24 protein-coding genes are annotated in these 24,525 nt (G+C 71.5%); 9 read left to right on the plus strand and 15 right to left on the minus strand.

Annotated features, from left to right (window positions below; all coding sequences use genetic code 11):
* Positions 1 to 187 precede the first annotated feature (187 nt).
* Complete coding sequence (locus ACZ466_RS31815; protein WP_378287988.1) at positions 188 to 1,129, minus strand: diacylglycerol/lipid kinase family protein; 942 nt, start codon at positions 1,127 to 1,129, stop codon at positions 188 to 190.
* A 148-nt stretch (positions 1,130 to 1,277) separates the two neighbouring features.
* Here ACZ466_RS31815 and ACZ466_RS31820 point away from each other — a divergent pair, with 148 nt between their 5' ends.
* Entirely contained in the window at positions 1,278 to 1,739 is a 462-nt protein-coding gene (locus ACZ466_RS31820) for a hypothetical protein (RefSeq protein WP_378287989.1), read from the plus strand.
* Positions 1,740 to 1,870: 131 nt separating this feature from the next.
* Here the strand turns inward: ACZ466_RS31820 and ACZ466_RS31825 are convergent, their stop codons facing one another.
* From ACZ466_RS31825 to sodN, 4 genes are all read right to left on the minus strand, one after another.
* Positions 1,871 to 2,686: an RNA polymerase sigma factor SigF gene (locus ACZ466_RS31825; protein WP_378287990.1), complete on the minus strand. Its 816-nt coding sequence runs from the start codon at positions 2,684 to 2,686 to the stop codon at positions 1,871 to 1,873.
* A complete protein-coding gene (locus ACZ466_RS31830; RefSeq protein WP_378287991.1) occupies positions 2,683 to 3,111 on the minus strand; it encodes an ATP-binding protein in 429 nt (142 codons plus the stop codon). The genes ACZ466_RS31825 and ACZ466_RS31830 overlap by 4 nt, the downstream gene beginning before the upstream one ends.
* 279 nt (positions 3,112 to 3,390) lie before the next feature.
* On the minus strand, positions 3,391 to 3,861 hold the full coding sequence (locus ACZ466_RS31835) for a GNAT family N-acetyltransferase (RefSeq protein ID WP_378287992.1): 471 nt from the start codon (positions 3,859 to 3,861) through the stop codon (positions 3,391 to 3,393).
* A gap of 168 nt (positions 3,862 to 4,029) precedes the next feature.
* Complete coding sequence (sodN, locus tag ACZ466_RS31840; RefSeq protein ID WP_378287993.1) at positions 4,030 to 4,431, minus strand: superoxide dismutase, Ni; 402 nt, start codon at positions 4,429 to 4,431, stop codon at positions 4,030 to 4,032.
* A gap of 151 nt (positions 4,432 to 4,582) precedes the next feature.
* Here sodN and sodX point away from each other — a divergent pair, with 151 nt between their 5' ends.
* The gene (gene sodX / locus ACZ466_RS31845) at positions 4,583 to 4,930 is read left to right on the plus strand and encodes a nickel-type superoxide dismutase maturation protease (protein WP_378287994.1); all 348 of its coding nucleotides are present in this window, start codon (positions 4,583 to 4,585) and stop codon (positions 4,928 to 4,930) included.
* On the opposite strand, the gene ACZ466_RS31850 is transcribed toward sodX, so the two are convergent.
* Positions 4,873 to 5,481: a CGNR zinc finger domain-containing protein gene (locus ACZ466_RS31850; RefSeq protein WP_378287995.1), complete on the minus strand. Its 609-nt coding sequence runs from the start codon at positions 5,479 to 5,481 to the stop codon at positions 4,873 to 4,875. The two genes, sodX and ACZ466_RS31850, sit on opposite strands and share 58 nt — an antisense overlap.
* 273 nt (positions 5,482 to 5,754) lie before the next feature.
* Entirely contained in the window at positions 5,755 to 6,966 is a 1,212-nt protein-coding gene (locus ACZ466_RS31855) for an NAD(P)-dependent malic enzyme (RefSeq protein ID WP_378287996.1), read from the minus strand.
* Between the two features lie 335 nt (positions 6,967 to 7,301).
* On the opposite strand from ACZ466_RS31855, the gene ACZ466_RS31860 reads away from it, so the two are divergent.
* The 4 genes from ACZ466_RS31860 to ACZ466_RS31875 are packed head-to-tail and all read left to right on the plus strand — an operon-like array spanning position 7,302 to position 11,050.
* Entirely contained in the window at positions 7,302 to 8,207 is a 906-nt protein-coding gene (locus ACZ466_RS31860; RefSeq protein WP_378287997.1) for an ABC transporter substrate-binding protein, read from the plus strand.
* Positions 8,208 to 8,211: 4 nt separating this feature from the next.
* The gene (locus ACZ466_RS31865) at positions 8,212 to 9,225 is read left to right on the plus strand and encodes an amino acid ABC transporter permease (protein ID WP_378287998.1); all 1,014 of its coding nucleotides are present in this window, start codon (positions 8,212 to 8,214) and stop codon (positions 9,223 to 9,225) included.
* Positions 9,222 to 10,028: an amino acid ABC transporter ATP-binding protein gene (locus tag ACZ466_RS31870; protein WP_378287999.1), complete on the plus strand. Its 807-nt coding sequence runs from the start codon at positions 9,222 to 9,224 to the stop codon at positions 10,026 to 10,028. The genes ACZ466_RS31865 and ACZ466_RS31870 overlap by 4 nt, the downstream gene beginning before the upstream one ends.
* 53 nt (positions 10,029 to 10,081) lie before the next feature.
* Positions 10,082 to 11,050 carry a zinc-binding dehydrogenase gene (locus ACZ466_RS31875; protein ID WP_378288000.1) on the plus strand — a complete coding sequence of 323 codons (969 nt, stop codon included), beginning with the start codon at positions 10,082 to 10,084 and terminating at the stop codon, positions 11,048 to 11,050.
* Between the two features lie 8 nt (positions 11,051 to 11,058).
* On the opposite strand, the gene ACZ466_RS31880 is transcribed toward ACZ466_RS31875, so the two are convergent.
* The 5 genes from ACZ466_RS31880 to ACZ466_RS31900 form a co-directional block, all read right to left on the minus strand.
* Positions 11,059 to 11,778 carry a PadR family transcriptional regulator gene (locus tag ACZ466_RS31880; RefSeq protein ID WP_378288001.1) on the minus strand — a complete coding sequence of 240 codons (720 nt, stop codon included), beginning with the start codon at positions 11,776 to 11,778 and terminating at the stop codon, positions 11,059 to 11,061.
* Between the two features lies 1 nt (position 11,779).
* On the minus strand, positions 11,780 to 12,604 hold the full coding sequence (locus ACZ466_RS31885) for a DUF4097 family beta strand repeat-containing protein (RefSeq protein ID WP_378288002.1): 825 nt from the start codon (positions 12,602 to 12,604) through the stop codon (positions 11,780 to 11,782).
* A 349-nt stretch (positions 12,605 to 12,953) separates the two neighbouring features.
* Entirely contained in the window at positions 12,954 to 13,133 is a 180-nt protein-coding gene (locus ACZ466_RS31890; RefSeq protein WP_378288003.1) for a DUF6104 family protein, read from the minus strand.
* 193 nt (positions 13,134 to 13,326) lie between these two features.
* Positions 13,327 to 17,043 carry a multifunctional oxoglutarate decarboxylase/oxoglutarate dehydrogenase thiamine pyrophosphate-binding subunit/dihydrolipoyllysine-residue succinyltransferase subunit gene (locus ACZ466_RS31895; RefSeq protein WP_378288004.1) on the minus strand — a complete coding sequence of 1,239 codons (3,717 nt, stop codon included), beginning with the start codon at positions 17,041 to 17,043 and terminating at the stop codon, positions 13,327 to 13,329.
* A 213-nt stretch (positions 17,044 to 17,256) separates the two neighbouring features.
* Positions 17,257 to 17,928 carry an AIM24 family protein gene (locus ACZ466_RS31900; protein ID WP_378288005.1) on the minus strand — a complete coding sequence of 224 codons (672 nt, stop codon included), beginning with the start codon at positions 17,926 to 17,928 and terminating at the stop codon, positions 17,257 to 17,259.
* 146 nt (positions 17,929 to 18,074) lie between these two features.
* Between ACZ466_RS31900 and ACZ466_RS31905 the strand changes: the two genes are divergently transcribed.
* A complete protein-coding gene (locus ACZ466_RS31905; RefSeq protein WP_378288006.1) occupies positions 18,075 to 19,124 on the plus strand; it encodes a serine/threonine-protein kinase in 1,050 nt (349 codons plus the stop codon).
* On the opposite strand, the gene ACZ466_RS31910 is transcribed toward ACZ466_RS31905, so the two are convergent.
* Complete coding sequence (locus tag ACZ466_RS31910; RefSeq protein WP_378288007.1) at positions 19,111 to 20,037, minus strand: glutathione S-transferase family protein; 927 nt, start codon at positions 20,035 to 20,037, stop codon at positions 19,111 to 19,113. The two genes, ACZ466_RS31905 and ACZ466_RS31910, sit on opposite strands and share 14 nt — an antisense overlap.
* 10 nt (positions 20,038 to 20,047) lie before the next feature.
* Entirely contained in the window at positions 20,048 to 21,211 is a 1,164-nt protein-coding gene (locus tag ACZ466_RS31915) for an NAD(P)H-dependent amine dehydrogenase family protein (protein ID WP_378288008.1), read from the minus strand.
* Between the two features lie 284 nt (positions 21,212 to 21,495).
* Here ACZ466_RS31915 and ACZ466_RS31920 point away from each other — a divergent pair, with 284 nt between their 5' ends.
* Positions 21,496 to 22,398: an SDR family oxidoreductase gene (locus ACZ466_RS31920; protein ID WP_378288009.1), complete on the plus strand. Its 903-nt coding sequence runs from the start codon at positions 21,496 to 21,498 to the stop codon at positions 22,396 to 22,398.
* Positions 22,399 to 22,407: 9 nt separating this feature from the next.
* The gene (locus tag ACZ466_RS31925; protein WP_378288010.1) at positions 22,408 to 23,217 is read left to right on the plus strand and encodes an enoyl-CoA hydratase/isomerase family protein; all 810 of its coding nucleotides are present in this window, start codon (positions 22,408 to 22,410) and stop codon (positions 23,215 to 23,217) included.
* Between the two features lie 375 nt (positions 23,218 to 23,592).
* Here the strand turns inward: ACZ466_RS31925 and ACZ466_RS31930 are convergent, their stop codons facing one another.
* On the minus strand, positions 23,593 to 24,435 hold the full coding sequence (locus ACZ466_RS31930; RefSeq protein WP_378288011.1) for a sirohydrochlorin chelatase: 843 nt from the start codon (positions 24,433 to 24,435) through the stop codon (positions 23,593 to 23,595).
* Between the last annotated feature and the right edge of the window lie 90 nt (positions 24,436 to 24,525).

Raw genomic sequence — 24,525 nt, forward strand, 5'->3', positions numbered from 1 at the left:
GTGCGGCGCTTCGATCAGGAGGCTGACGGCACTGGGCTTCCTGTCGGCGGGCGCGCTTTGAGCGTGTCAAAGCGCCGCCGCCGGACGCAAGACCTTTGAGAAACGTTTCTCAAAGTATGAGTGTCGTATGTGTCACATCAGTGGGTCACCGATGTTGCTTTCCCGTTAAACGGGCGCCCGTTCGGGCTCATATGACGATGCGCACCGCCCCCGGCACCGATCGGAACGTGATGGCCTCCTGCTCCCCCAGGTAGTCCCCGTCCAGCTGGAACGCCATCGGACGGTCGGCCCGCACCGTGATCTCCGCCGTGTCGTGCACGTTCAGCACCCCCCGCCCCCGGACCGGCCTGGACCGCGCCGTCAAGAACCCGGCCAGCGCCCCCAGCACCGGCGCCACCTCCATCGAACGCATCCCGAACGCGTCCAGCCCGCCCCGGAAGTTCGCCCGCGGACTCGGATTCACCGGAAGGGGACCAAGGAAAGTCCATGGCGACGTATTGCTGATGAGCGTGAGAAAGAGACCGGATATCGGCGGCCGCCCCGGCACTTCCAGGGTGAGCGCCGGACGCCTCCGGTCGGTTCCCGCGAAGAAATGCCGCACCGCCGTCCGCACGTACAGCGACGGATCGGCCCGGGCCCCCCGCAGCCGGCGCCGCTCCACCTCCCGCACCACCTCCGCGTCGAACCCGACCCCCGCGTTGAAGGTGAAGTACCGCTTCTCCCCGCCCGCGTGGCTCGCCGACCCCAGCCCCACCGTCCGGTGACGGCCCGCCCGCAGCGCCTCCAGCACCGCGCGCGTCGCGTCCACCGGATCGTTGGGCAGGCCCACCGCCCGCGCGAACACGTTCGCGCTCCCGCACGGCAGCACCGCCAGCGCCGGCACGTCCGGGGAGGGGCCCTTGACCAGCAGGCCGTTGACGGCCTCGTTCACCGTGCCGTCACCGCCCACCGCGATCACGACATCGTGGTCCTCCACCACCGCCCGGCTCGCCAGTTCGGTCGCGTGACCGCGATGCGTGGTCTCGACGAGATCCAGTTCGAGATCGCCGGAGACCGCCCGCACCAGGAGATCACGGGCCCGCCGGGAGGTGGAGGTCGCCTTGGGGTTGGCGATGAGCATGGCGCGCACGGCGTCAGCGTATCCACCACCCGCCGCGCACCCCGCCCGGACCACCGCTCCGGCACCGCCAGACCCTCCTGTCCCCGGGGTCGTCACCGGCTGCCGCCGAGGCCGGGCCGGGACGGGGCGCGCCCGCGGGGCGAGTAGGGTTTCGAACGTGTCCAAGCGCCCCATGACCGTCACCGCCGCCGCCGCCCTCGAAGCCGCGGAGGGCGCCGCCGCCGTCGCGGGCGGCCTCTTCGTCGGCTGGGAGACGATCATCGGCGAGCCGGTCGACCCGGCCAGCGCCATCGGAGTGACCGTCCTCGCCCTCGGCGGCGGACTCGGCATGCTCGCCTGCGCCCGCGGCCTGCTCCGCGCCGAACCCTGGAGCCGCGCCCCGACCGTCCTCACGCAGCTGTTCGCGCTGCCGATCGTCTGGGCGCTGTGGCAGAGCCAGCAGTACGCCGTCGCCGTCCCGCTCGGCCTGGTCGCGATCCTCGCCCTGATCACGGTGCTCAGCCCGCCCAGCACCGCCTGGCTCGTCCAGCTCGCCGAAGACGACGACGAACCCGCCGCGCCGGGCGAGAACGAGCCCGGACAGGACACCGCGCCGCCCAGGAGCGACAAGAAAGCCTAGGCCGCGTCTCAAAGTCCCGGCCCACGGCGCTCGCCTCCGGCGTCGCACCACCGTCCAGGTAACGCGCCCGCGCGATACTGAGGCCCCCTCGAGACAGGCCTGGCCCCGGAAACGAACCGGGGGCCGGGCCCTCACTCGTCGGCGGTCAGCCCCTCGCGCAGCTGCGCCAGCGTCCGCGCCAGCAGCCGCGACACGTGCATCTGCGAGATCCCCAGCTCCGCCGCGATCTGCGACTGCGTCATGTTGCCGAAGAACCGCAGCAGCAGGATCTTCTTCTCCCGCGCCGGCAGCTTCTCCAGTAGCGGCTTGAGGGACTCCCGGTACTCCACGCCCTCCAGCGACTCGTCCACCATGCCGAGCGAGTCGGCCACCGCGGGCGCGTCCTCGTCACCGGAGTCCGGAGCGTCCAGCGACACCGTCGAGTAGGCGTTGGCGGACTCCAGGCCCTCCAGCACCTCCTCCTCGCTCATCTGCAGGTGCGCCGCCAGCTCGCTCACCGTCGGAGCCCGGCCCTCGCGCTGCGCCAGATCGCTGATCGCCTTCGTCAGCGACAGCTTCAGCTCCTGCAGCCGGCGCGGCACCCGCACCGCCCAGCCCTTGTCGCGGAAATGCCGCTTGATCTCGCCCACGATCGTGGGCGTGGCGTAGGTCGAGAACTCCACCCCGCGGCTCAGATCGAACCGGTCGATCGACTTGATCAGCCCGATCGTGGCGACCTGGATCAGATCGTCCAGCCACTCGCCCCGGTTGCGGAACCGCCGGGCCAGATACTCGACCAGCGGCAGATGCAGCTCCACCAGCTGGTCGCGGATGCGCTGGCGCTCCGGGTCGCCCTCGGGCAGCTCCGCCAGGCGCTCGAACAGGGCGCGGGCACGGGCCCGGTCCGGGACGGCGCCCTCGGTGCGCTCGTTCCCGGTCTCGCCCGCCACGGTCGTCTTCTCCGTCACGGGGCCCCCGCGCTACCGCGGCGCTTCTGCAGCGTCACGGTGACCCGGTCGTCCGCACCGACCTGCGAGTCGACCTCGCCGGCCAGAGAGGACAGCACCGTCCAGGCGAAGGTGTCGCGGCTGGGCACCGTGCCGTCCACGGTCAGCACCGACACCGCGATGCGCATCGCCTCTCCCGTCAACTCGAACTCGCACGTCAGATCGGTTCCCGGAACCGCCTGGGCGAGCAGCATCGCGCACGCCTCGTCCACGGCGATGCGCAGGTCCTCGATCTCGTCCAGCGTGAAGTCGAGGCGGGCGGCCAGCCCCGCGGTCGCGGTTCGCAGAACCGACAGGTAGGCGCCGGCGGCGGGCAGCTTCACCGTCACCACATCGCGCACGGACAACTTGGTACTGGCCGGCATGGCCGCGGTCTCCTCGGTCACGTCACTCCCTCGCAGGATGGTCCCGCTGCCTTCGAAACTACCGCCTAGGAGCCCCAGTCGGAGAATTAGGCACGCGAGGAACTCTGGCTGTGTCTATCTGGGGGCCACCCCCAGGCCCCAGGCCGGGCCGCGCGCCCCCTCCAGTCGCTGGCGCTCCTTACGGGGGCACCCGGCCCTTGGCAGAGGGCTCCGCCCCCCGCACCCCCCGCTGGGGGGCTTCGCCTCCCCTAGCCCCCCGATTCCTGGGGGCTTCGCCCCCTTGCCCCCCAGGGCCCTGGGTCAGCTCTTGGCGAGTTTGGTCAGGGCGTCGCCGGTCAGGCGGTAGGTGGTCCATTCGTCCTGCGGGCGGGCGCCCAGGGCCTCGTAGAAGGCTATGGAGGGCGTGTTCCAGTTGAGGACGGCCCACTCCACGCGCCCGTAGCCGCGCTCGTCGGCGATCCGGGCCAGTTCCACCAGGAGGGCCTTGCCGTGGCCGTGGCCCCGTACGGCCGGGTCGACGTAGAGGTCCTCCAGGTAGATGCCGTGCCGGCCCAGCCAGGTGGAGAACGTCAGGAACCACAGGGCGAATCCGATGACCTCGCCCTCGTGCTCGGCCACGTGCGCGAACACCTTCGGGTCCGCCCCGAAGAGGGCGGTGCTCAGGTCCTCCTCGGTCGCCTTCACCTCGTGCAGGGCCCGCTCGTACTCGGCGAGATCGCGGATCAGCCGCAGGACCGCGGGCACGTCGTCAGGAGTCGCAGGCCGGATCATGCCTGACAGGCTATCCGCGCCAGCTACTGTTGAAGGATTCTCCCCGCGTCAGCGGGGGTGGTCCGATCGCGGAGATCGACAAGATCTTTTGCGAGACCTGCTCCCCGCGTCAGCGGGGGTTCGACCGGCGGCCGGGCCCGCTCCCAGCGGGCCCGGCCAGCCGCTCACTCACGCCTGCTTGGTTTCCCAGAAGATCTTGTCGATCTCCGCGATGCGGGCCAGCAGGTCCTCGGCGGTCTTGACGTCGATGCTGCCCTTGGTGCCGCCGGCGCCGGCGAGCTTGGTGGCCTCATTGAACAGCTGGTGCAGCTGCGGGTACTTCTCGAAGTGCGGCGGCTTGAAGTAGTCGGTCCAGAGCACCCACAGGTGCTCCTTGACCAACTGGGAGCGCTGCTCCTTGATCTCGATGGCGCGTGCGCGGAAGACGGGGTCCTCGTTGGCGGCGTACTTCTCGGCGATCGCCTTGACGGACTCGGCCTCGATGCGGGCCTGCGCCGGGTCGTAGACGCCGCACGGCAGGTCGCAGTGCGCGGAGACCGTGGTCTTCGGGCGCAGAAGGTTGACGAGCACCTGCGTTTTCCTTCCCTCGTTGCGGATCATGCTCAGGTCACCGACATTACTCTTGTGGCCCCGGGGCCGTGGCGCCAGGGCGCTCGGTATTTCGGCCTAGGACCCGGCCGGGCCGGGCCCCGTGACTGGTTTCACCGAACGGGGGCGAGATATGCCGGTGGCGCTGAAGGCCGTGGCGGTCACGGGGGAGTCGATGCTGCCCGCGCTGCGGCCCGGTGACCTGCTGCTGGTACGGGTCGGGCGGCGGCGGGTGCGGGCCGGGGACGTCGTCGTGGCCCGCCATCCGGACCGGCCCGGGCTGCTGCTGGTGAAGCGGGCGGGGCACCGCGACGGCGAGGGGTGGTGGCTGGAGAGCGACAACCAGCGCGCGGCCGGCCGGCAGGACAGCTGGGATTTCGGCGCCGTCCCGGACCGGCTGGTGCTGGGACGGGTCGTGGCGCGCTACTGGCCGCCGTCGCGGGTGGCGGTGTTCCCGGCGGGGCGGTCGGCGGCGCGGTGACCGGCCCCCACCGCCTCGGTCACCCTGGGCTGGGGCGGGGGATCGGCGGCGGCCACGCCGGTGCGGCCCGCGCAGCGGTCGGAGCAGTAGCGGCGGGAGCGGGCGGCGGTGGTGTCGAAGAACACCCGGCCGCAGCCCTCGGCGCGGCACACGCCGAGCCGGTCGATGCCCCGTTCGCCGACCCTGACGGCCAGGCCCATCGCGGCGCGCGCCGCGTACCGGTCGGGGACCGAGCCGCCCTCGTTGAGGTGCACGTGCCAGTCGTCGTCGTGCCGGGTGAGCTGGGGATGGACGGGATGCTGGATGAGCAGCGAGTTGAGGAGGTCGATCGCCTCCTCCTCGTCGCCCGCGCCGGCGGCGGCGAACACCGCCCGCAGTTGGGCGCGCAGGGCGCGCATCGTGTCGAGGTCGCGGTGGCCGACGCGGCCGGCGAGCTGGGGCCGCCGCGCCAGGAGGGCGTGCAGCCCGGCGAGGTCCCGCAGCGTGTCGCCGGAGCGGTCCTGGGTGTTGACGAGCTCGATGGCCAGGTCGGCGTAAGAGGCGAGGTCCACGAGCGAGCTCCTGACGGAGTCGACCTGATCGGACGAGTGGTACGAGTCATTCCCGTCTGACGAGTATTACACCCCGTGCGCCGGAGCGGCCGGGCAAATGGTCCGGCGGAATGTGAAATATTGTGCAGTAGAGATCGAGCCAAGCCGACAAATTCCTTGCCGTCCGGCGTTCCGGGCACAGTTTTCCCACCGGCCCCGGCCGCCGCGGTCCGGGAGACGGCTACGGCCCGTGTCCTCCCGGTCGGGGAGGCACGGGCCGCGTGTGGATCGGGGTCAGATCCGGTTGACGCCGTCCGCGCGGGCCTGCTCGGCCACGGCGGAGGTGACGGCGGGGGCGACCCGCTCGTCGAAGGGGCCGGGGATCACGTAGTCGGCGGTGAGGTCGTCGCCGACGATGCCGGCCAGCGCGTCCGCGGCGGCCAGCTTCATGCCCTCGGTGATGGAGTGCGCGCGCACCTGCATCGCGCCCTTGAAGATGCCGGGGAAGGCCAGCACGTTGTTGATCTGGTTGGGGAAGTCGCTGCGGCCGGTCGCGACCACCTGCGCGTGCCGCCGCGCCACGTCCGGGTGCACCTCGGGCGTGGGGTTGGACAGCGCGAACACGATCGCGCCGTCGGCCATGGTGGCGATCGAGGACTCCTGCACGGTGCTGCCGGAGAGTCCGATGAACACGTCGGCGCCGCGCAGCGCCTCTTCGGTGGAGCCCTGCAGGCCGGCCTTGTTGGTGTCGGCGGCCAGCGCCTCCTTGATCGGGTTGAGGCCGTCGCGGCCCCGGTAGATCAGGCCCTTGCTGTCGGAGACGGCGATGTCACCGATGCCGGCGTTGAGCAGGATCCGGGTCACGGCCACGCCGGAGGCGCCGGCGCCGGCGACCACGGCGCGCAGGTCCGACAGCGGGCGGCCGGTGAGCCGGGCGGCGTTCTTCAGCGCGGCGAGCGCGACGATCGCGGTGCCGTGCTGGTCGTCGTGGAAGACCGGAATGTCCAGCGCCGCGCGGAGCCGGTCCTCGATCTCGAAGCAGCGTGGAGCGCTGATGTCCTCGAGGTTGATGCCGCCGAAGCTGGGCGCGAGCCGGATGACGGTCTCGACGATCTCGTCGACGCCGGTGCAGTTGAGCGCGATCGGCACCGAGTCGACCCCGGCGAACTCCTTGAACAGCAGCGATTTGCCCTCCATGACCGGCATGGAGGCGGCCGGGCCGATGTCGCCCAGGCCGAGGACGGCGGTACCGTCGGTGACGACGGCGACGACCTTGGAGGTCCAGGTGTAGTCGTAGGCCAGCTCGGGGTTGTCGGCGATCGCGGTGCAGACCCGCGCGACGCCGGGGGTGTAGGCGAGGGAGAGATCGTCCTTGTCGCGCACCGGGATGGTGGAGCGGACTTCCAGCTTGCCGCCGCGGTGCAGCGGGAAGGCCGGATCGTCGTCGTACGAGTGCGGTTCGGTGGAATTGGGCTCTTCGGCCACAGCGACCCCTGTCAGTGACATGTGGATTTCGAACGATGCCGCCGCGGTGGTGTGGTCTGGTTGCCGTCCACCTGGTGGACATCTCGCGACGTACGGGGGTCACCCGTTGTCCGATTGTGCCACAGGCGCCCGGTCCCGCCCCTGGGCGGGGCCGGTGGCGGGGGTCACGTCGGTGACACTCTGTGCTGTTCGGTCATTACGGAGCGTGAGATGATCGAGGGGTGGGGCGATGACCCGAACATCCTTGTTGTCCGATTGTTTCGCACCCTTTATCCAGATCACGGCTGGTGTACGCGAAACTATGCACCGACCGACGGATCCGGACGGATCCACCTGAACCAGACGGAGGGGGACCTGTGATCACTGGTTCTCTGCGCCGCCGCGCCGTCGCGGCGGGCGCGCTCGTGCTGACGGGCGCCCTCGCCCTGTCGGCCTGCGGAGAGAAGAACGAGGGCACCGGGGCCGGCGGCACGATCACCCCATCGGGTGGCACCGACGCCCGGCTGGCGGGTCTGGTCCCCGCCGACATCAAGGCGGACGGCAAGATCGTCATCGGGACGGACTCCTCGTACGCCCCCAACGAGTTCCTCGACACCGACGGCAAGACCGTCATCGGCTGGGACAAGGAGCTGTTCGACGCGGTCGCCACCAAGCTCGGGCTCAAGACCGAGTGGGTGAGCTCCAAGTTCGACGACATCATCCCGGGCGTGCAGTCCGGCAAGTACGAGGCCGGGGTGTCCTCGTTCACCATCAACCCCGAGCGCAAGCAGCAGGTCCTGATGGTGAGCTACTTCAACGCCGGCACCCAGTGGGCCACCAAGAAGGGCAACCCGGGCGGCGTCCAGCCCGACAACGCCTGCGGCAAGAAGGTGGCCGTCCAGAAGGGCACCGTGCAGGTCGAGGACGTGGAGAAGAAGTCCAAGGCGTGCACGGACGCGGGCAAGCCCGCGATCACCATCGACCAGTACCAGGGGCAGGACCAGGCCACCGCCGCGGTCGTGTCCGGCAAGGACGACGCCGGCCTGGCCGACTCGCCGATCATCGCCTACGCGGTGAAGCAGACCAACGGCCAGCTGGAGCTGCTCGGCGACATCTACGACGCCGCCCCGTACGGGTACGTCTTGAAGAAGGACCAGACCCAGCTCGGGCAGGCCGTCTCGGAGGCCACCAAGGCGCTCATGCAGGACGGCACGTACAAGAAGATCCTGGAGAAGTGGAACGTCCAGGCGGGCGCCCTCAACGACTCGGCAGTGAACCCCTGATCCCATGACCCACACAACCGAGGACCTCTCGGCGCCGCGGGCACGGCCGGAGACCATCACGGCCGTGCCCGTCCGGCACCCGGGGCGCTGGGTGGCGGTGGCGGTCATCGCGGTGCTCGCCGCGATGTTCGTCAACATGCTGGTGACGAACGAGAAGTTCCAGTGGTCGTTCATCGTCGACAACGCCTTCCGGCCCAACATCGTCCGCGGCGTCTACACCACGATCGCGCTGACCGTGCTGGCCATGCTGATCGGCGTGGTCATGGGCGTGGTGCTGGCGGTGATGCGGCTGTCGCCCAACCCGGTGCTCAGCGGCGTCGCCTGGCTCTACACCTGGTTCTTCCGGGCGGTGCCGCGGCTGGTGCTGGCGATCCTGTTCGGCAACATGGGGATCCTGTACGCCGAGTACCACGTGGGCGGGATCCCGTTCGCCGGGGTGTTCAGCGACCTGCTGGGCGTCAACCTCGAGGGGACGCTGTTCACCCTGGACGCGCGGACCCTGCTGACCGGCTTCATGGCGGGCCTGCTCGCCCTGGCGCTGTCCGAGGCGGCCTACATGGCCGAGATCGTCCGCGCCGGGATCATGTCGGTCGACCCCGGGCAGGGTGAGGCGGCGTCGGCGCTGGGCATGTCCCGGTTCCAGACGATGCGCCGGGTGGTGCTCCCGCAGGCGATGCGGGTGATCATCCCGCCGACCGGCAACGAGACCATCGCGATGCTGAAGGACACCTCGCTGGTCGCCTTCGTCCCGGTCAGCAACGAGCTGTTCTTCCAGCTCCAGGCCGTCGGCAACCGCACCTTCCAGGTGTTCCCGATGCTGGTGGCCGCGTGCGTCTGGTACCTGGTCCTGACCAGCTTCCTGCTGGTCGGGCAGTACTACATCGAGCGCCACTTCTCCCGCGGGGCGGCGGCGACCGGCAGACCGCGGCGGCGCGACCGCGCGCGCACCGCCCCGGCCGGTACGGGGCCCGCCGAGGGCGGCCCCGATCTCCGGAAGGACGAGGGGGAGGACCGATGAGCGAACCGTCCGCCGGCGGCGCCGACACCGTCGAGGTCCAGGACGACTTCATGGTGCGGGCCGAGAACATCCACAAGAGCTTCGGGCGCCTGGAAGTACTCAGGGGCATCGACCTGGAGGTGCGGCCGGGCGAGGTGATGTGCGTCATCGGCCCGTCCGGCTCCGGCAAGTCGACCTTCCTGCGCTGCATCAACCACCTGGAGAAGATCGACGCCGGGCGGCTGTGGGTGGCCGGCCACCTGGTCGGCTACCGGCAGAAGGGCGACAAGCTCTACGAGCTGCGCGACCGCGAGGTCGCCGCCCAGCGCCGCGAGATCGGCATGGTCTTCCAGCGCTTCAACCTCTTCCCCCACATGACGGCGCTGGAGAACGTCATGGAGGCGCCCTGCCGGGTCAAGCGCGAACCCAAGACGCAGGTCCGCGAGCGGGCGCTGAAGCTGATGGACCGGGTCGGCCTGGCCGACAAGGTCCGCAGCTACCCGGCGCAGCTGTCGGGCGGCCAGCAGCAGCGCGTCGCCATCGCCCGTGCCCTGGCCATGCAGCCCAAGCTGATGCTCTTCGACGAGCCCACCTCCGCGCTCGACCCCGAACTGGTCGGCGAGGTCCTGGAGGTCATGAAGCAGCTCGCCCTGGACGGCATGACCATGGTCGTCGTCACCCACGAGATCGGATTCGCCCGCGAGGTCGGCGACTCCCTGGTCTTCATGGACGGCGGCGTGATCGTCGAGCAGGGCCCGCCCCGCGAGGTCCTGGCCAACCCCCGGCACCCCCGCACCCAGGACTTCCTGTCCAAGGTCCTGTGACCCGGGCGACCCCGGTCTCGGGCGGCAGGCGGGCCGCGGACTAGGGTGCGGTCATGTTCGCTGTCACGGCTACGCAATTCGACGCAGACAATCCGCTGAACGGCCTGACGCTCGGCGAGCGGCCCGAACCGGAGGTCCCCGAAGGGTGGACCACCGTCACGGTGAAGGCCACCGCCCTCAACCACCACGACCTGTGGTCGCTGAAGGGCGTGGGGCTGCGCGCCGAACAGCTCCCGATCACCCTCGGCTGCGACGCCGCCGGAGTGGACGAGGACGGCAACGAGGTCATCGTCCACTCCGTCATCGGCGACCCCGCGCGCGGCGGCGGCGACGAGACCCTCGACCCCAAGCGGTCCCTGCTGTCGGAGAGCCACGACGGCACCTTCGCCGAACGCGTCGCCGTACCCCGCCGCAACCTGGTGCCCAAGCCCGCCGAACTGTCGTTCGCCGAGGCCGCCTGCCTGCCCACCGCCTGGCTCACCGCCTACCGGATGCTGTTCGACAAGGCCGGCCTCCAGCCCGGCTCGACCGTCCTGGTCCAGGGCGCCGGCGGCGGCGTCGCCACCGCGCTGATCGCCCTCGGCTCCGCCGCCGGCTACCGGGTCTGGGCCACCAGCCGCAGCGAGTCCAAGCGCAAGCGCGCCCTCGAACTCGGCGCCGACGCCGCCTTCGAATCCGGCGCCCGGCTCCCCGAACGCGTCGACGCCGTCATGGAGACCGTCGGCCAGGCCACCTGGTCGCACTCCCTGAAGTCGCTGCGCCCCGGCGGCCGCATCGTGATCTCCGGCGCCACCAGCGGCCAGGTCCCCCCGGCCGAGCTCAACCGGGTCTTCTTCCTCCAGCTTTCGGTCGTCGGCTCCACCATGGGCACCCGCGACCAGCTCGAACGCCTCGCCCGCTTCCTGGTCAAGAGCGGCACCCGCCCGGTCGTCGACCGCACCCTGCCCCTGGCCGAGGCCCGCGACGGCTTCGCCGCCATGAACGAGGGCGAGCTCTTCGGCAAGATCGTCTTCGCCGTGTAGGCGTGCGGTCAGTCCTGGCGGAAGATCTCGTCGCGCAGGCGGGTGTGGGTCTCCTCGAGGAGGGCCTGGACGGCGGTCAGGTCGTCGTCGTCCAGGCGGGAGTCCTTCGCCGCCGCGCGCACGTCGTCCACGAAGGTGCGCAGCATCCGCTCCACCTTGAGGCGGTTCACGTCATGCCGCGACCCCGTCGCGGTCTTCCACGCCTCCTCCCAGGTGTGCCGCCACTCGTCCCGCCACGCCTGGCTCTGCTCCCGCCAGTGGTCCTTCTGCCGCTCCCACTCCTCCTTCTGGCGGTCCGTGGTCTCCCGCCAGGCCTCCTTGGACGCGGTACGGCTCTGATCGCGCATGGTCTTGGCGGCCTGGGTCAGCTCCTCGCGCAGCGACCGCACCGTCTGCCGCACGTCCTGCTGGACCTCCCGGGCGAACTCCTGGGCCGACGCGGAGATCTCCTCCTCCAGATCGGCCAGCTCGTCCATCCGCCGCTCCAGCTCCTCCCGGCCCTTGTCGGTCAGGGAGTACACCTTCTTGCCCTTGATCACCTCATGGCTGACCAGGCCCTCCGACTCCAGCCGCGCCAGCCGCGGATAGATCGTGCCGGGCGAGGGCGAGTACACCCCGAGGAACCGGTCCTGCAGCAGCCGGATCACCTCGTACCCGTGCCGCGGGCTCTCCTCCAGCAGCTTCAGCAGGTACAGGCGCAGGCGGCCATGACCGAATACGGGGCTCAACTCACTTCTCCATTCCGGGATCGAAGGCGCCGGCCCCGCCGTCCCCCGCCCGACCGAGCAGGGCGACACCGCCCGACACCGTGTTGACCGACAGCCGGCCCGAACCGTCCCCGAGCTTGCCGGTGACGCTCCTGGTCACCGCCCGCTCCTCGCGGCCCAGCTCGGGGAACGACGTCTCGATCCGCCCCGCCGCCGAGTGCAGCGCCACCTGCGCCCCGGCCGACTCCGGGATCCGCAGCGCCACCTCGCCCGAGACCGTGTTCACCTCGATCCGGCCGCCCCCCGCCAGATCGACGTCCGCGGCGATGCGCCCGCTGACCGTCCGGGCCGCCAGCGTATCGATGTCACCGCCGGCCAGGGCCAGATCGCCCGACACCGAGGTGAACGACACCCGGCCGTCCAGGCCCTGCGCCTCGATCGCCCCGGACACCGTGTTCGCGTCGATGGCACCGGTCACCCCGTCCAGCGTCACATCCCCGGCACCGCTCCGGATCGACGTGCGCGCCGTCATCCCCGTGATCACCGCGTCCGCGGACACCAGGTTGAGCGTGACCGGGCAGTCGCGCGGCACCGTCACCGTGATCGCGGCCCGCGCCCTGTGCGTGCGCAGCCACGTGAGCACGCCCTCCCACAACCGCTCATGGGTGATCGTCAGCATCCCGGCCTCATGGCCCACCACCAGCGGCGGCCCCTCCACGTCCCCGACCAGCACCGAGGGCCGGTCATCGGAGGCCAGCACCGAGACGCTGCCCGCGATGAGGGTGGCCTTCAACGCCACCACGCCGTCGAAATCGAGGGTGGCCGGTTCGTCGACAGTCCAACGCACCACTTTCTCCCTCTAGTCGTTTCATTGTGGGGGGCGACCCCCCACGCCCCCCGGCGGGCCGCGCACCCCTCCAGTCGCTGGCGCTCCTTACGGGGCACCCGGCCCTTGGCAGGGGGCTCCGCCCCCCGCACCCCCCAGCTGGGGCTCCGCCCCTAGCCCCCGATTCCTGGGGGCTCCGCCCCCTTGCCCCCGGGTGGGGGTGGGGCGGAGTGGTTCGGTGCGGGGTTCTGCTTTCAGTACACACGATATGTCGCGTTTTTGGGAAGTCAAGATGTATCGCGTTTCGGGGTGGGCCGGGGGCGGGTGGAAAGCGATCAGGGGGCCGGGTCGAACCCGGCCCCCTGATCTCCTACTCCTCTTCGTCCTCGTCCAGGCGGGCGAGCCAGGTCGCCAGGCGCTCGACGGGGATCTCGAAGTCGGGGTTCAGATCGACGAACTCGCGCAGCCGCTCGGCCAGCCAGCCCAGGCTGACCTCTTCTCCGCCGCGGCGGTCGGCCAGTTCCTCGATCCCCCGATCGGTGAAGTACATGTCGCGTGGTCTCTCATCGATTCCGGTTCCCGGACGCTTGTCCGGGGGTGTGGGGGCGGAGCCCCTGCCGGGGGGTGTGGGGGGCCGGCCCCCCACCGGGGCGGGTGTGCCCTGGAGCGAGCCCCCAGGCGAGCGGACGGGTGCGCCCGCCCCGCCTGGGGGTCTGGGGGGTGGCCCCCCCAGATGAACACAGCTACTGCCCGAAGATGCGGGTGAGCAGGGCTTCCTGTTCGGCCTGGTGGAGCTTGGCCGAGCCCACGGCGGGGGACGAGGAGGCGGGGCGGGAGATCCGCTTCATCGCCAGGCCCTCAATGTGGTGGGAGAGCTTGAGCGCCATGAACGGCCAGGCGCCCATGTTGGCGGGCTCGTCCTGGACCCACAGGATCTCGGTGCCGGACGGGTACTTGGCCAGCTCGGCCTTGATCTCGTCGACGGGCGGCGGGTAGAGCCGCTCGACCCGCACGATGGCGGTGTCGGTGACGCCGCGCTCCTTACGGGCGTTCACCACGTCGTAGTAGATCTTGCCGGTGGTGAGGAGCACCCGCCGGACGCCGGACGGGTCGATCGCCGGGTCGGTGTCGGGGATCACCGGCTGGAACGCGCCGTCGGTGATCTCGGCGACCGGGGAGGCGGCGGCCTTGAGGCGCAGCAGGGACTTGGGCGTGAACACGACGAGCGGCTTGGCGCGGCCGGACAGCACCTGCCAGCGCAGCAGGTGGAAGTAGTTGGCCGGGGTCGTCGGGTAGACGACCGTCATGTTGTCCTGGGCGCACAGCTGCAGGTAGCGCTCGATGCGGGCGGACGAGTGGTCCGGCCCCTGGCCCTCGTAGCCGTGCGGCAGCAGCAGCACGACGCCGGAGCGCTGGCCCCACTTCTGCTCGCCGGAGGAGATGTACTCGTCCACGATCGACTGGGCGCCGTTGGCGAAGTCGCCGAACTGGGCCTCCCAGGCGACGAGCGCGTCGGGGCGGGTCATGGAGTAGCCGTACTCGAAGCCCATCGCCGCGTACTCGCTGAGCAGCGAGTCGTGCACGTAGAACTTCGACACGCCCTGCCCGAACTGCTTGAGCGGGGTGTACTCCTCGCCGGTCTTGCGGTCGACGAGGACGGCGTGCCGCTGGCCGAAGGTGCCGCGGCGGCTGTCCTGGCCGACGAGCCGGACCGGGCGGCCGTCGATCAGCAGGGAGCCGAAGGCCAGCAGTTCGCCGGTGGCCCAGTCGATCGCGTCGTCCTCGACCGACTGCACGCGGCGCTGCAGGATCGGCTGGAGCCGCGGGTGGACGTTGAAGCCCTCCGGCAGGCTGAGCTGCGACTCGATGATGCGCTTGACCGTCTCGGCGCTGATCGCGGTGCCGGCCGAGCCGTGGTCGATCGGGATGCGCTCCTCGACGTCCGGCTTGACGACCGCGCCCGGCTCCAGGGGCTTCTTGGTGGCCTCGCGGGTCTCGGTGAACGCCCGCTCCAGCTGCAGCTGGTAGTCGCGCAGCGAGGCCTCGGCCTCCTCGACGGTGATGTCGCCGCGGCCGATCAGCGCCTCGGTGTAGAGCTTGCGGACCGAGCGCTTGGCGTCGATCAGGTCGTACATCAGCGGCTGGGTGAACGAGGGGTTCTCGCCCTCGTTGTGGCCGCGCCGCCGGTAGCAGACCATGTCGATGACGACGTCCTTCTTGAACGTCTGCCGGTACTCGAAGGCGAGCCGGGCGACCCGGGCGCAGGCCTCGGGGTCGTCGCCGTTGACGTGGAAGATGGGTGCCTGGATCATCCGGGCCACGTCGGTGGAGTAGACGCTGGAGCGCGAGTACTCGGGCGCGGTGGTGAACCCGACCTGGTTGTTGATGATCACGTGCACGGTGCCGCCGGTGCGGTAGCCGCGCAGCTGGGAGAGGTTGAGGGTCTCGGCGACCACGCCCTGCCCGGCGAACGCGGCGTCGCCGTGGATCAGGATGGGCAGCACGCTGAACCCGGCCTCGCCGACGTCCAGGAGGTCCTGCTTGGCGCGGACCACGCCCTCCAGGACCGGGTCGACGGTCTCCAGGTGGGACGGGTTGGCGACCAGCTCGCAGTGGATCTTGGAGCCGTCCTCGGCGACGAAGTCGCCCTCGGCGCCCAGGTGGTACTTGACGTCGCCGGAGCCCTGGGCGCTGCGCGGGTCGAGGTTGCCCTCGAACTCGCCGAAGATCTGCCCGTAGGACTTGCCGACGATGTTGGCGAGCACGTTCAGCCGGCCGCGGTGGGCCATGCCGATGACGACCTCGTCCAGGTGCGCCTTGGCGGAGGCGGAGATCACCGAGTCGAGCAGCGGGATGACCGACTCGCCGCCCTCCAGCGAGAACCGCTTCTGGCCGACGAACTTGGTCTGCAGGAACGTCTCGAACGCCTCGGCGCTGTTGAGGCGGCGCAGCACGTGCAGCTGCTCCTCGCGCGACGGCTTGTCGTGCGGGACCTCGACGCGCTCCTGGATCCAGGCGCGCTCCTCGGGGTCCTGGATGTGCATGTACTCGATGCCGACGGTGCGGCAGTAGGCCATCCGGAGCACGCCCAGGATGTCGCGCAGCTTCATGGTCGGCTTGCCGCCGAACCCGCCGGTGGCGAACTCGCGCTCCAGGTCCCACAGGGTGAGGCCGTGCTGGAGGATGTCGAGGTCGGGGTGGCGGCGCTGCTTGTACTCCAGCGGGTCGGTGTCGGCCATCAGGTGGCCGCGGACCCGGTAGGCGTGGATCAGCTCGTGGACGCGGGCGACCTTGGCGACGTCCTCCTCGTGGGTGGCGGAGATGTCCTTCACCCAGCGGACCGGCTCGTACGGGATCCGCAGCGCCTCGAAGATCTCGTCGTAGAAGCCGTCCTCGCCCAGCAGCAGCTGGTTGATGCGGCGCAGGAAGTCGCCGGACTGCGCGCCCTGGATGATCCGGTGGTCGTAGGTGGAGGTCAGCGTCATGACCTTGCTGATCCCCATCCGCGACAGCGTCTCGGCGGAGGCGCCGGCGAACTCGGCCGGGTACTCCATCGCGCCGACGCCGATGATGGTGCCCTGGCCGGGCATCAGCCGCGGCACGGAGTGGACCGTGCCGATGGTGCCCGGGTTGGTCAGGCTGATCGTGGTGCCCTGGAAGTCGTCCAGGGTGAGCTTGTTGCCGCGGGCCTTGCGGACGATCTCCTCGTAGGCCGCCCAGAACTGGCGGAAGTCGAGGCTGTCGGCGGCCTTGATGCTCGGCACCACCAGCTGCCGCTGCCCGTCGGCCTTCTGCAGGTCGATGGCCAGGCCGAAGTTGACGTGCTCGGGCTTGATCAGCACCGGCTTGCCGTCGACCTCGGTGTAGGCGGCGTTCATCTCCGGCATCGCCGCCAGCGCCCGCACGATCGCGAAGCCGATCAGGTGCGTGAACGACACCTTCCCGCCGCGGCCGCGCTTGAGGTGGTTGTTGATGACGATGCGGTTGTCGATCAGCAGCTTGGCCGCGACGGCCCGCACGCTGGTCGCGGTCGGCACCGCCAGGCTGGCCTCCATGTTGGTGGCCGTCCGGGCCGCCACGCCGCGCAGCCGCACCTCCTCGGCGCCCGCGGGGACGGGCGGCGGGGCGGGCTTGGCGGCCGCCTTGCCGCCGGCCGGCTTGGCGGCGGGCGCCGGGGCCTGGGGGGCCTTGGGCGCCGCGGGAGGCGCCTGCGGTGTCGGCGGAGCAGCCGCGGTGCCGTTGGCGGCCGAGCCGCCCGGGGCCTGGGGGACCGCCGGAGAGGCGGGGGTCGCGGCGGGCCGGGTTTCCGGCTGGTAGTCCGCGAAGAAGTTCCACCAGGCCTCGTCAACCGAGTTGGGGTCTTCGAGGTACTTCTGGTACAGCTCGTCGACCAGCCACTCGTTGGCACCGAAGTCTGTCATCTTGGGGTCGGCACTTGATTGCGCTGACTCTGTCGACACGGCGGAGATCGCCCTCTTCCGCAGCTCGCAGGTGAGTTCTGAGACGAGTCAAGGCTACTCGCACTTGCACCTCACCCATGCACATGATGGGCGACCTCCGCCGGAGACCGGCCGAAACGGCCGAACCTGCCGACCGGCGCGGGCCGGGTTCGGCAGGTTCCGATGAAACTCCCGGGGGGACGCCGCCGTGCCCCCCGGGTCGTGCGCGGCGTGTCAGTGCGTGTGCGGGGCGACCGAGGGGCCCTCACTGGCCTGGATGAGGACGAAGCCCTGGCCCTGGTAGGAGATCTGCACGGCCTCGCCGCTGCCCCGGCCGATCAGCGCGGCGGCCTTGAAGGTCTTGTTGATGCCGGTCTGCAGGCTGGTGCTCCAGGCCACCGCGGACTGGCCGTCGGCGTAGGTGGGGGCGCGGCTCGGGTCGAGCATGACCGGGGTGCCGTGGGTGGTCAGCGCGACCCAGCCCTGGCCCTGGAGGGTGGTGTTGAACAGGCCGCCGGCCATCATGCCGCCGCCCTGGACCTTCTGGATGTCGGAGTGCAGATGGGAGTCGTAGGCCAGGATGTTGGCGCCGTTGACGGTGATGCCCTCGTTCTCCAGGTAGAAGAGGTGGATGTCGTCGGCGTCGTTGGCCACGAACAGCAGGCCCTGGCCCTTGACCCGCATCAGCGGGACGCCCTCGCCGGTCACGGCCTTCTTGATGAACTTGCCGATACCGCCGGAGCCCTCGTAGTCGAACTCCATCTGCCCCTGGAAGGCGACCATGGAGCCCTGCCGGGCCAGGACGTCGCCGTTCAGGTGGATCCGGAGCATCTTGGAGTTCTGGAGCGCGAAGTGGCCGGGGAGTTGCTGGCCCTGTTCCATGTTGCCGAAGAAGTTGCTGCGCATCGGGTGGGGCCTTGCCTTTCCTGAATGACTGCGGGTCGGGTGTGACTTCAGGCGCGACCCGTCAGCATAACGACTGGTCGCGGCCAGTCTTGAACTAATCCGGCCACTCGGGCAATCCGAACGCCGTCTTCGGACGAACAACGTGTGTGAGAGACGAATCGGCTCCCGCGGCCGAGGACGCGCAGAGGGACGGCCTGGTGGCGCACCGCTACCGGTTGCTCGCGGAACTGGGGCGCGGCGGCATGGGCGTGGTCTGGCGGGCCCGGGACGAGGTGCTGGACCGGGAGGTCGCCGTCAAGGAGATGCTCATGCCCGGCGGGCGGTCCGAGGCGGAGCGGTCGGCGACGGCCAGGCGGGCGGTGCGGGAGGCCCGCTCGGCGGCCCGGCTGTCCCATCCCGGGGTGGTGAAGGTCTTCGACGTGGTGGTCGAGGACGCCCGCCCGTGGGTGGTGATGGAGCTGGTGCGGGGGCGTTCGCTGCAGGAGGCGATCCGGCGGGACGGGCCGCTGCCGCCGGGCCGGGCCGCCCGGATCGGGCTGGAGCTGCTGGGGGCGCTGGGCGCCGCGCACGCGGTGGGGATCCTGCACCGCGACGTCAAGCCGGGGAACGTGCTGCTGGACGAGGCGACCGGCCGGGCGGTGCTGACCGACTTCGGCATCGCGGTCATCGAGGGGGAGGCGACCCTCACCCAGAACGGGGGCGTGCTCGGTTCGCCCGCCTACATCGCGCCGGAGCGGATGCGCGGTGGGCGGGCCCGGCCCGAGTCCGACCTGTGGGCGCTGGGCGCCACCCTGTACGCGGCGGTCGAGGGCCGCGCGCCGTTCCACCGGGAGGATCCGGTGGCGGTGTTCGGCGCGGTCCTGACCGAGGAGCCGGATCCGCCGGTACGGGCCGGGCCGCTGCGCCCGGTCCTCGACGGCCTGCTCCACAAGGACCCGGCGCGGCGGATGGGGGCCGGGACGGCGGAGGCGCTGCTGATCGTGGCGGGTGGAAACGGCCCGGATCCGACCTGGCCTGTGCCGGGCCGTTCCGCGGGCCCCGCCACGGCGGCACCGGCGCGTCCGCCCACGGCCCCCGCCGCCGCGCCGGCCACCGTGCCCGCGGCGGCGGCGTGGAGGGCCGGGGGTGTCCTCTTCTATGTGGGGACGGCCCTGCTGGTGGCCGGTGCGCTGGTGGCGCTGCTCATGATGAGCTGAGGCGCTCGCGGCCGTGCGGCTCGTCCCAGTCGACCAGGGGGCCCTTGGGGACGACGCCGGACGGGTTCACCATGCGCTGCGTCACGTAGTAGTGCCGCTTGATGTGGTCGAAGTCCGTCGTCTCACCGAAGGCGGGCAGGGAGTAGAGGTCGCGGGCGTAGGCCCACAGGTTGGGGTAGTCGACCAGGCGCCTCAGGTTGCACTTGAAGTGGGAGTAGTAGACCGCGTCGAACCGCGCCAGGGTCGGGTAGAGGCGCACGTCGGCCTCGGTCACCCGGTCGCCGAACAGGTAGCGGTTGCCGGCGAGGCGTTCCTCCAGGGCGTCGAGGGTGGCGAAGAGCGCTTCGACGGCCTGGTCGTAGGGCTCCTGGGCGGTGGCGAAACCGGCCTGGTAGACGCCGTTGTTGACGGTCTGGTAGACGCGCTCGTCCAGCTCGTCGATCTCGGGGCGGAGCCGTTCGGGGTAGAGGTCGGGGGCGCCGGCGGCGTGCCAGGCGGCGAACTCGGTCTCCATCGTGATCGTGATCGCCGGGAAGTCGTTGGTGACCAGCAGCCCGGTCTCGGCGTCCCACACGCAGGGGACGGTGTAGCGGCCGTCGAAGGACGGGGCGGTGGCCAGGTAGAGCTCGGACAGGAAGGTCGCCCCGGTCACCGGGTCGGGTTCGGGGAAGCGCCAGCCGCGCTCGTCCCGGATCGGGTCCACCACGCCCACGGAGATCGTCTCCTCCAGGCCCAGCAGCCGCCGGACGATCAGCGTCCGGTGCGCCCACGGGCAGGCCAGGGAGACCAGCAGGCGGTACCGGCCGGGTTCGGCGCGGTGGCCGCTGGAACCGTCGGCGGTGATGGTGTCGGTGAAGCGGTTGGGCTGCCGGACGAAACCGCCGCCCGACATCTCTGTCTCGACCGTGGTCATACCGGCGTTCCTACCCGGAACGGGCGTTCCCACCGTTTCCGCCGGGGTGGTGGCGGGGCGAGACGCGGCCCGTGATCGGCGGCAGGTCGAGGAAGGTGCGGATGCCGGGCGCGGCCGCGCACACCGCCGGGACGGCGTTGAGGGCGTGCGCCGCGGCGGCCGAGATGCCGTTGGACACCCAGTCCTCGTCGGTGCTCAGCGTGACCGAGGGGCGGCCGTGCACCCGCACCGCGTACCCGGGACGGCCCCACTCGGGGACGTGCTCGGCGTCGGCCTTGTGGATCTGCTCGACGGTGATCGCGGGGCGCCCGCCGGCCATCGCGCTGAACGTCCAGCGGGCGGCGGCCACGGTGCCGCGCTCGATCGTGCCGGAGGCGATGGTGAAGCCGTCCGGGGCGAGCCGGTAGTCCACGTCGGTGTCGATCTCGTCCAGCTCCAGGTCCAGCCCGGCGGCGACCAGGTGCATGCTCTCGGCGGCCAGCGTCTGCATGACCGCGCGGGTGGGGCGGAGTCCGCGCACGAACGCCTCCTCGGTCCTGCCGAGGCCGAGCATGCGGCGGACCATCCGGCTGGACGGGTGCCCGGAGAAGTCCGAGCACTCCCGCGTGTACACGTGGGTGATCCCTCGGGACAGCCGCGACAGCGTCAGCGGCATGAGATCGGACATGAAGCCGGGGTTGACGCCTGTCCCGTGGACGGACGTGCCGCCGCGGGCGCAGGCGTCCTCCAGCCGTTCGGCCAGGTGCTCGCCGTGTGCGCGGGGGTAGACGTAGCCGTGCGTGGCGATGACGTTCTTGCCGGAGGCCAGCAGCGCGCAGACGGTCCCGGCGTCGGCGAAGGGGTCGCCGGCGGGACCGGGCGCGTAGACGACGCAGTCGGCGTCCAGGTCGAGGATGTCGCACGGCTCCGCGGTGGCGGTGACGCCGGTGGGGGAGCGGCCCGCCAGGACCCCGGCGTCGGCGCCGGCCTTGGCGGGGTCGTACACCAGCGTCCCGGCCAGCTCGAAGCCGGGGCGTTCCAGGATGCCGCGGATGACGGCGCGGCCCAGCGCGCCGGTGGCCCACTGCACGACGCGGTACGGGCGCGGCCCGCCGCGGGACCGGGGGCCGGGGGCGCCCGCCGCCGTCGAACGGGGAGCGGCGGCGGTCGCGGTGGGCAGGTCTGGTCCGGGCATCGTCGATCCTCCGTGCTCAGCGCTGCGGAAGGGTGGTGGATCGGGCCGGGCGGCCGGTTGGCTGTGGAGCTTACGCCGAACCTTGCAGTGAAAGACGTAGTTGTTAGAACTTCCTCCCATCTCGCCGGGCTTCGGGGAGAACCGTGCCCGGCGGAGCAGGCCGGGGGCCGAGTCCGAGCGCGATTCGGTCGGGTGGTACCACTGGGTAACCCTCTGATGGTTACCTAGGGGTCATCCGGGTGGTCATCCGGGGGAACGCAGCCGCTGCGATGTGAGGAGACAGGATGTCGGAACTGCGCTACGACGGTCGCGTCGCCGTCGTCACCGGGGCCGGGCACGGCCTGGGCCGGCAGCACGCGCTGGAGCTGGCCGCGCGCGGTGCCAAGGTCGTGGTGAACGACCTGGGCGGCGACCGCGCGGGCGTCGGCTCCTCGGCGGGCCCGGCCCAGGACGTGGTCGAGGAGATCAAGAAGAACGGCGGCGAGGCCGTCGCCAACCCCGACAACGTGGCCACGGCCGAGGGCGCGCAGGCGATCATCCAGACCGCGCTGGACACCTTCGGCAAGCTCGACATCGTGATCAACAACGCCGGCATCCTGCGCGACAAGTCGTTCAAGAACATGGCGCCCGAGGAGTTCGACTCGGTCATCGCGGTGCACCTGCGCGGCTCGTTCCTGGTGTCGAGCGCCGCCTGGTCGCACCTGCGCGACCAGGGCTACGGCCGGATCGTCAACACCTCGTCCCCGGCGGGCCTGTTCGGCAACTTCGGCCAGGCCAACTACGCCACGGCCAAGATGGGCCTGGTCGGGTTCACCAAGACGCTCGCGCACGAGGGCAAGAAGTACAACGTCAAGGCCAACGCGATCGCCCCCGTCGCCTGGACCCGGATGACCGAGGACCTGCTGCCCGCCGACTTCTCCGAGAAGCTGGGCGTCGACAAGGTCACCCCGCTGGTCGCCTACCTGGCGCACGAGAGCATCGAGGTCTCCGGCGAGGTCTACACCGTCGGCGGCGGCCGGGTCGCGCGGATCCTGGTGGCCGAGGGCGCGGGCTGGGGCACCAACGACGCCCTCTCGGTGGAGGCGATCCGGGACAACTGGGAGGCCATCAACGCCGCCGAGCCGTACACCGTCTACAAGAACGTCGGCGAGCAGATGGGGCCCCTCATCCAGCAGCTGAGCTCCTGACCCGCTCCGATGGCTGATCTCCGGATCGACCGGCGGGACGGGGTGCTGGTGATCACCCTGTCCCGCCCGGAGCGACTGAACGCCGTCACCGCCGCCCTCACCGAGGAACTGCTGGACGTCCTGAACGAGCTGATGCGCGACTCGGCGACCCACGTCGTGGTCCTCACCGGCGAGGGGCGCGGGTTCTGCTCGGGCATGGACCTGATGGGCGGCGGCGCCGGCGACGGCGACGACACGGCCGGCGGCGAGGGCCGGCTCCAGCGGATCCACCACGGCATCACGCGGGGCGGCGAGGTCACCGCCCGGCTGCGGGAGATCCCGCAGCCGGTCATCGCCGCGCTGCACGGCCCCGTCGCCGGGATGGGCGTCTCCTGGGCGCTGGCGTGCGATCTGCGGGTGGCCGACCCGACGACCCGGTTCGTGGTGCCGTTCACGAACCTGGGGCTGTCGGCGGGCGACTGCGGGCTGTCGTGGCTGCTGCCGCGGCTGGTCGGCACCGCCCGCGCGGCGGAGATCTTCTACCGGGCGCAGCGGCTGGACGTGGAACGGGCCCGCGAGCTCGGCCTGGTCACCGAGGTCGCGGCGGAGGGCGGCGACCTGGACGGCGCGCTGGCGCTGGCCGGCGAGCTGCTCGCCAAGTCGCCCTACGGGCTGCGGCGCACCAAGGAGCTGCTCAACCTCACCCTGGACGCCCCGGGCCTGCGCCGGCAGCTGGCGCTGGAGACCGGGATCCAGACCATGGCGTTCTTCACCGAGGATCTCGCCGAGGGGATGGCCGCGACGCTGGAGAAGCGTCCCCCCGAGTTCAAGAACCGCTGACCGGTTCTCCGGAACGGCCGGCCGGTCCGCGCGGGCCGGCCGGCCGCGGCGGTCGGATCCGGCCCATATCGATCTTGTAGCGGTCCGGTTGCGATCCCGTACCGGTCGCGACATCGATGTTCGTCCGGGCGTGTCGCCGCCCGGAACGGGCCGTCCCGCCCAGGGGAACGGGCCCGGCCGCCCGGGGGCGCGCCCGGCCGCGGCGCGCGGCACGGCGCTCAGGGCCCTCAGGGCGCCCGCACGGGATCGCGGGCATGCGTCGCGGAGGCCAAGGTGCCCGGCGCCCTGGTGTCGGCGCTCCGGCGCCGTGAGCGGCCCGAAGGCGCGGGGCCCGCCCGGCGGGGCCCCGGAGCCGGCCCGGCGGGGGCTCCGGAGTCAGCCCGACAGGGCGCTGGAGAGCGCCTCGACGTACCGCAGCGCGGCCACCCTGGCCAGCGCCGGGTGCGCGCCCAGCGGGGCGGAGTGCTCGGCCTGCGCCGCCGCGGCGGCCGCGGCGATGTGCTCGCCGCCCGGCTCCAGCCCGATGACGTGCGGCGCCACCGCCAGCCGTGCCACGCCCGACGCGCGCAGCTGCGCGGCGGCCGCCTGGATGCCCGCGCCGTCGTCGATCCGCGCGGTGAACACCGGCGAGGCCAGCCGGGAGGCCAGCAGCACGCTGGTGACCTCGGCCTGCCGCACCGCGAGCGCGTCGCCCGGGACGACGACGATGACCCCGCCCGCGGCGGTGACCATGGTCATCATCCGGATCCGGTCGGCGCGGGCCAGCCCGGCGTCGGCCAGCCGGTCGTGCAGCGCCTCGGCGATCAGCGGGTGCGGGCCCAGCGGCTCGGCCGGGACGGCGTGCAGCGGGGCGTCCGCCACGATCTTGCGCATCGCGCCCTCGGCCGCGGGGTCGGGCCCCGTGACCAGGGGCACGACCACCGCGCCGGGTTCGTCGGGTCGCTGCTGGTCGAGCGCCGCCAGCACGGCGCCCAGGTGCCGGTCGTCCCCGTCCAGGTAACCGACCAGGGTGGGCTGGCCGGTGTGCTCGATCTCGATGAGCCTGGCGAGCTCCTCGGGGACCCCGCCGGCGCTCCGGACGGATCCGGGGACGGCGAGGACGAGGGTGGGGGAGCCGGGTGGCAGCTTGAAGGATTCGTCGCCGCGGTGCCGGCCGCCGCGCGGGGTTCGGCGGCGCCGTGACGGCAGTGCCTCGGATGCCTGGCTTTCGGGACTCACGGCGGGAATCGTAACGCCGTAACGGGCACATGGGTGATTCCGCCGCCCTTTGTTCGCCTCTGCCGCGGGGGTGACCGACACCCAACAGGG

The organism is Actinomadura rugatobispora (assembly GCF_055379765.1).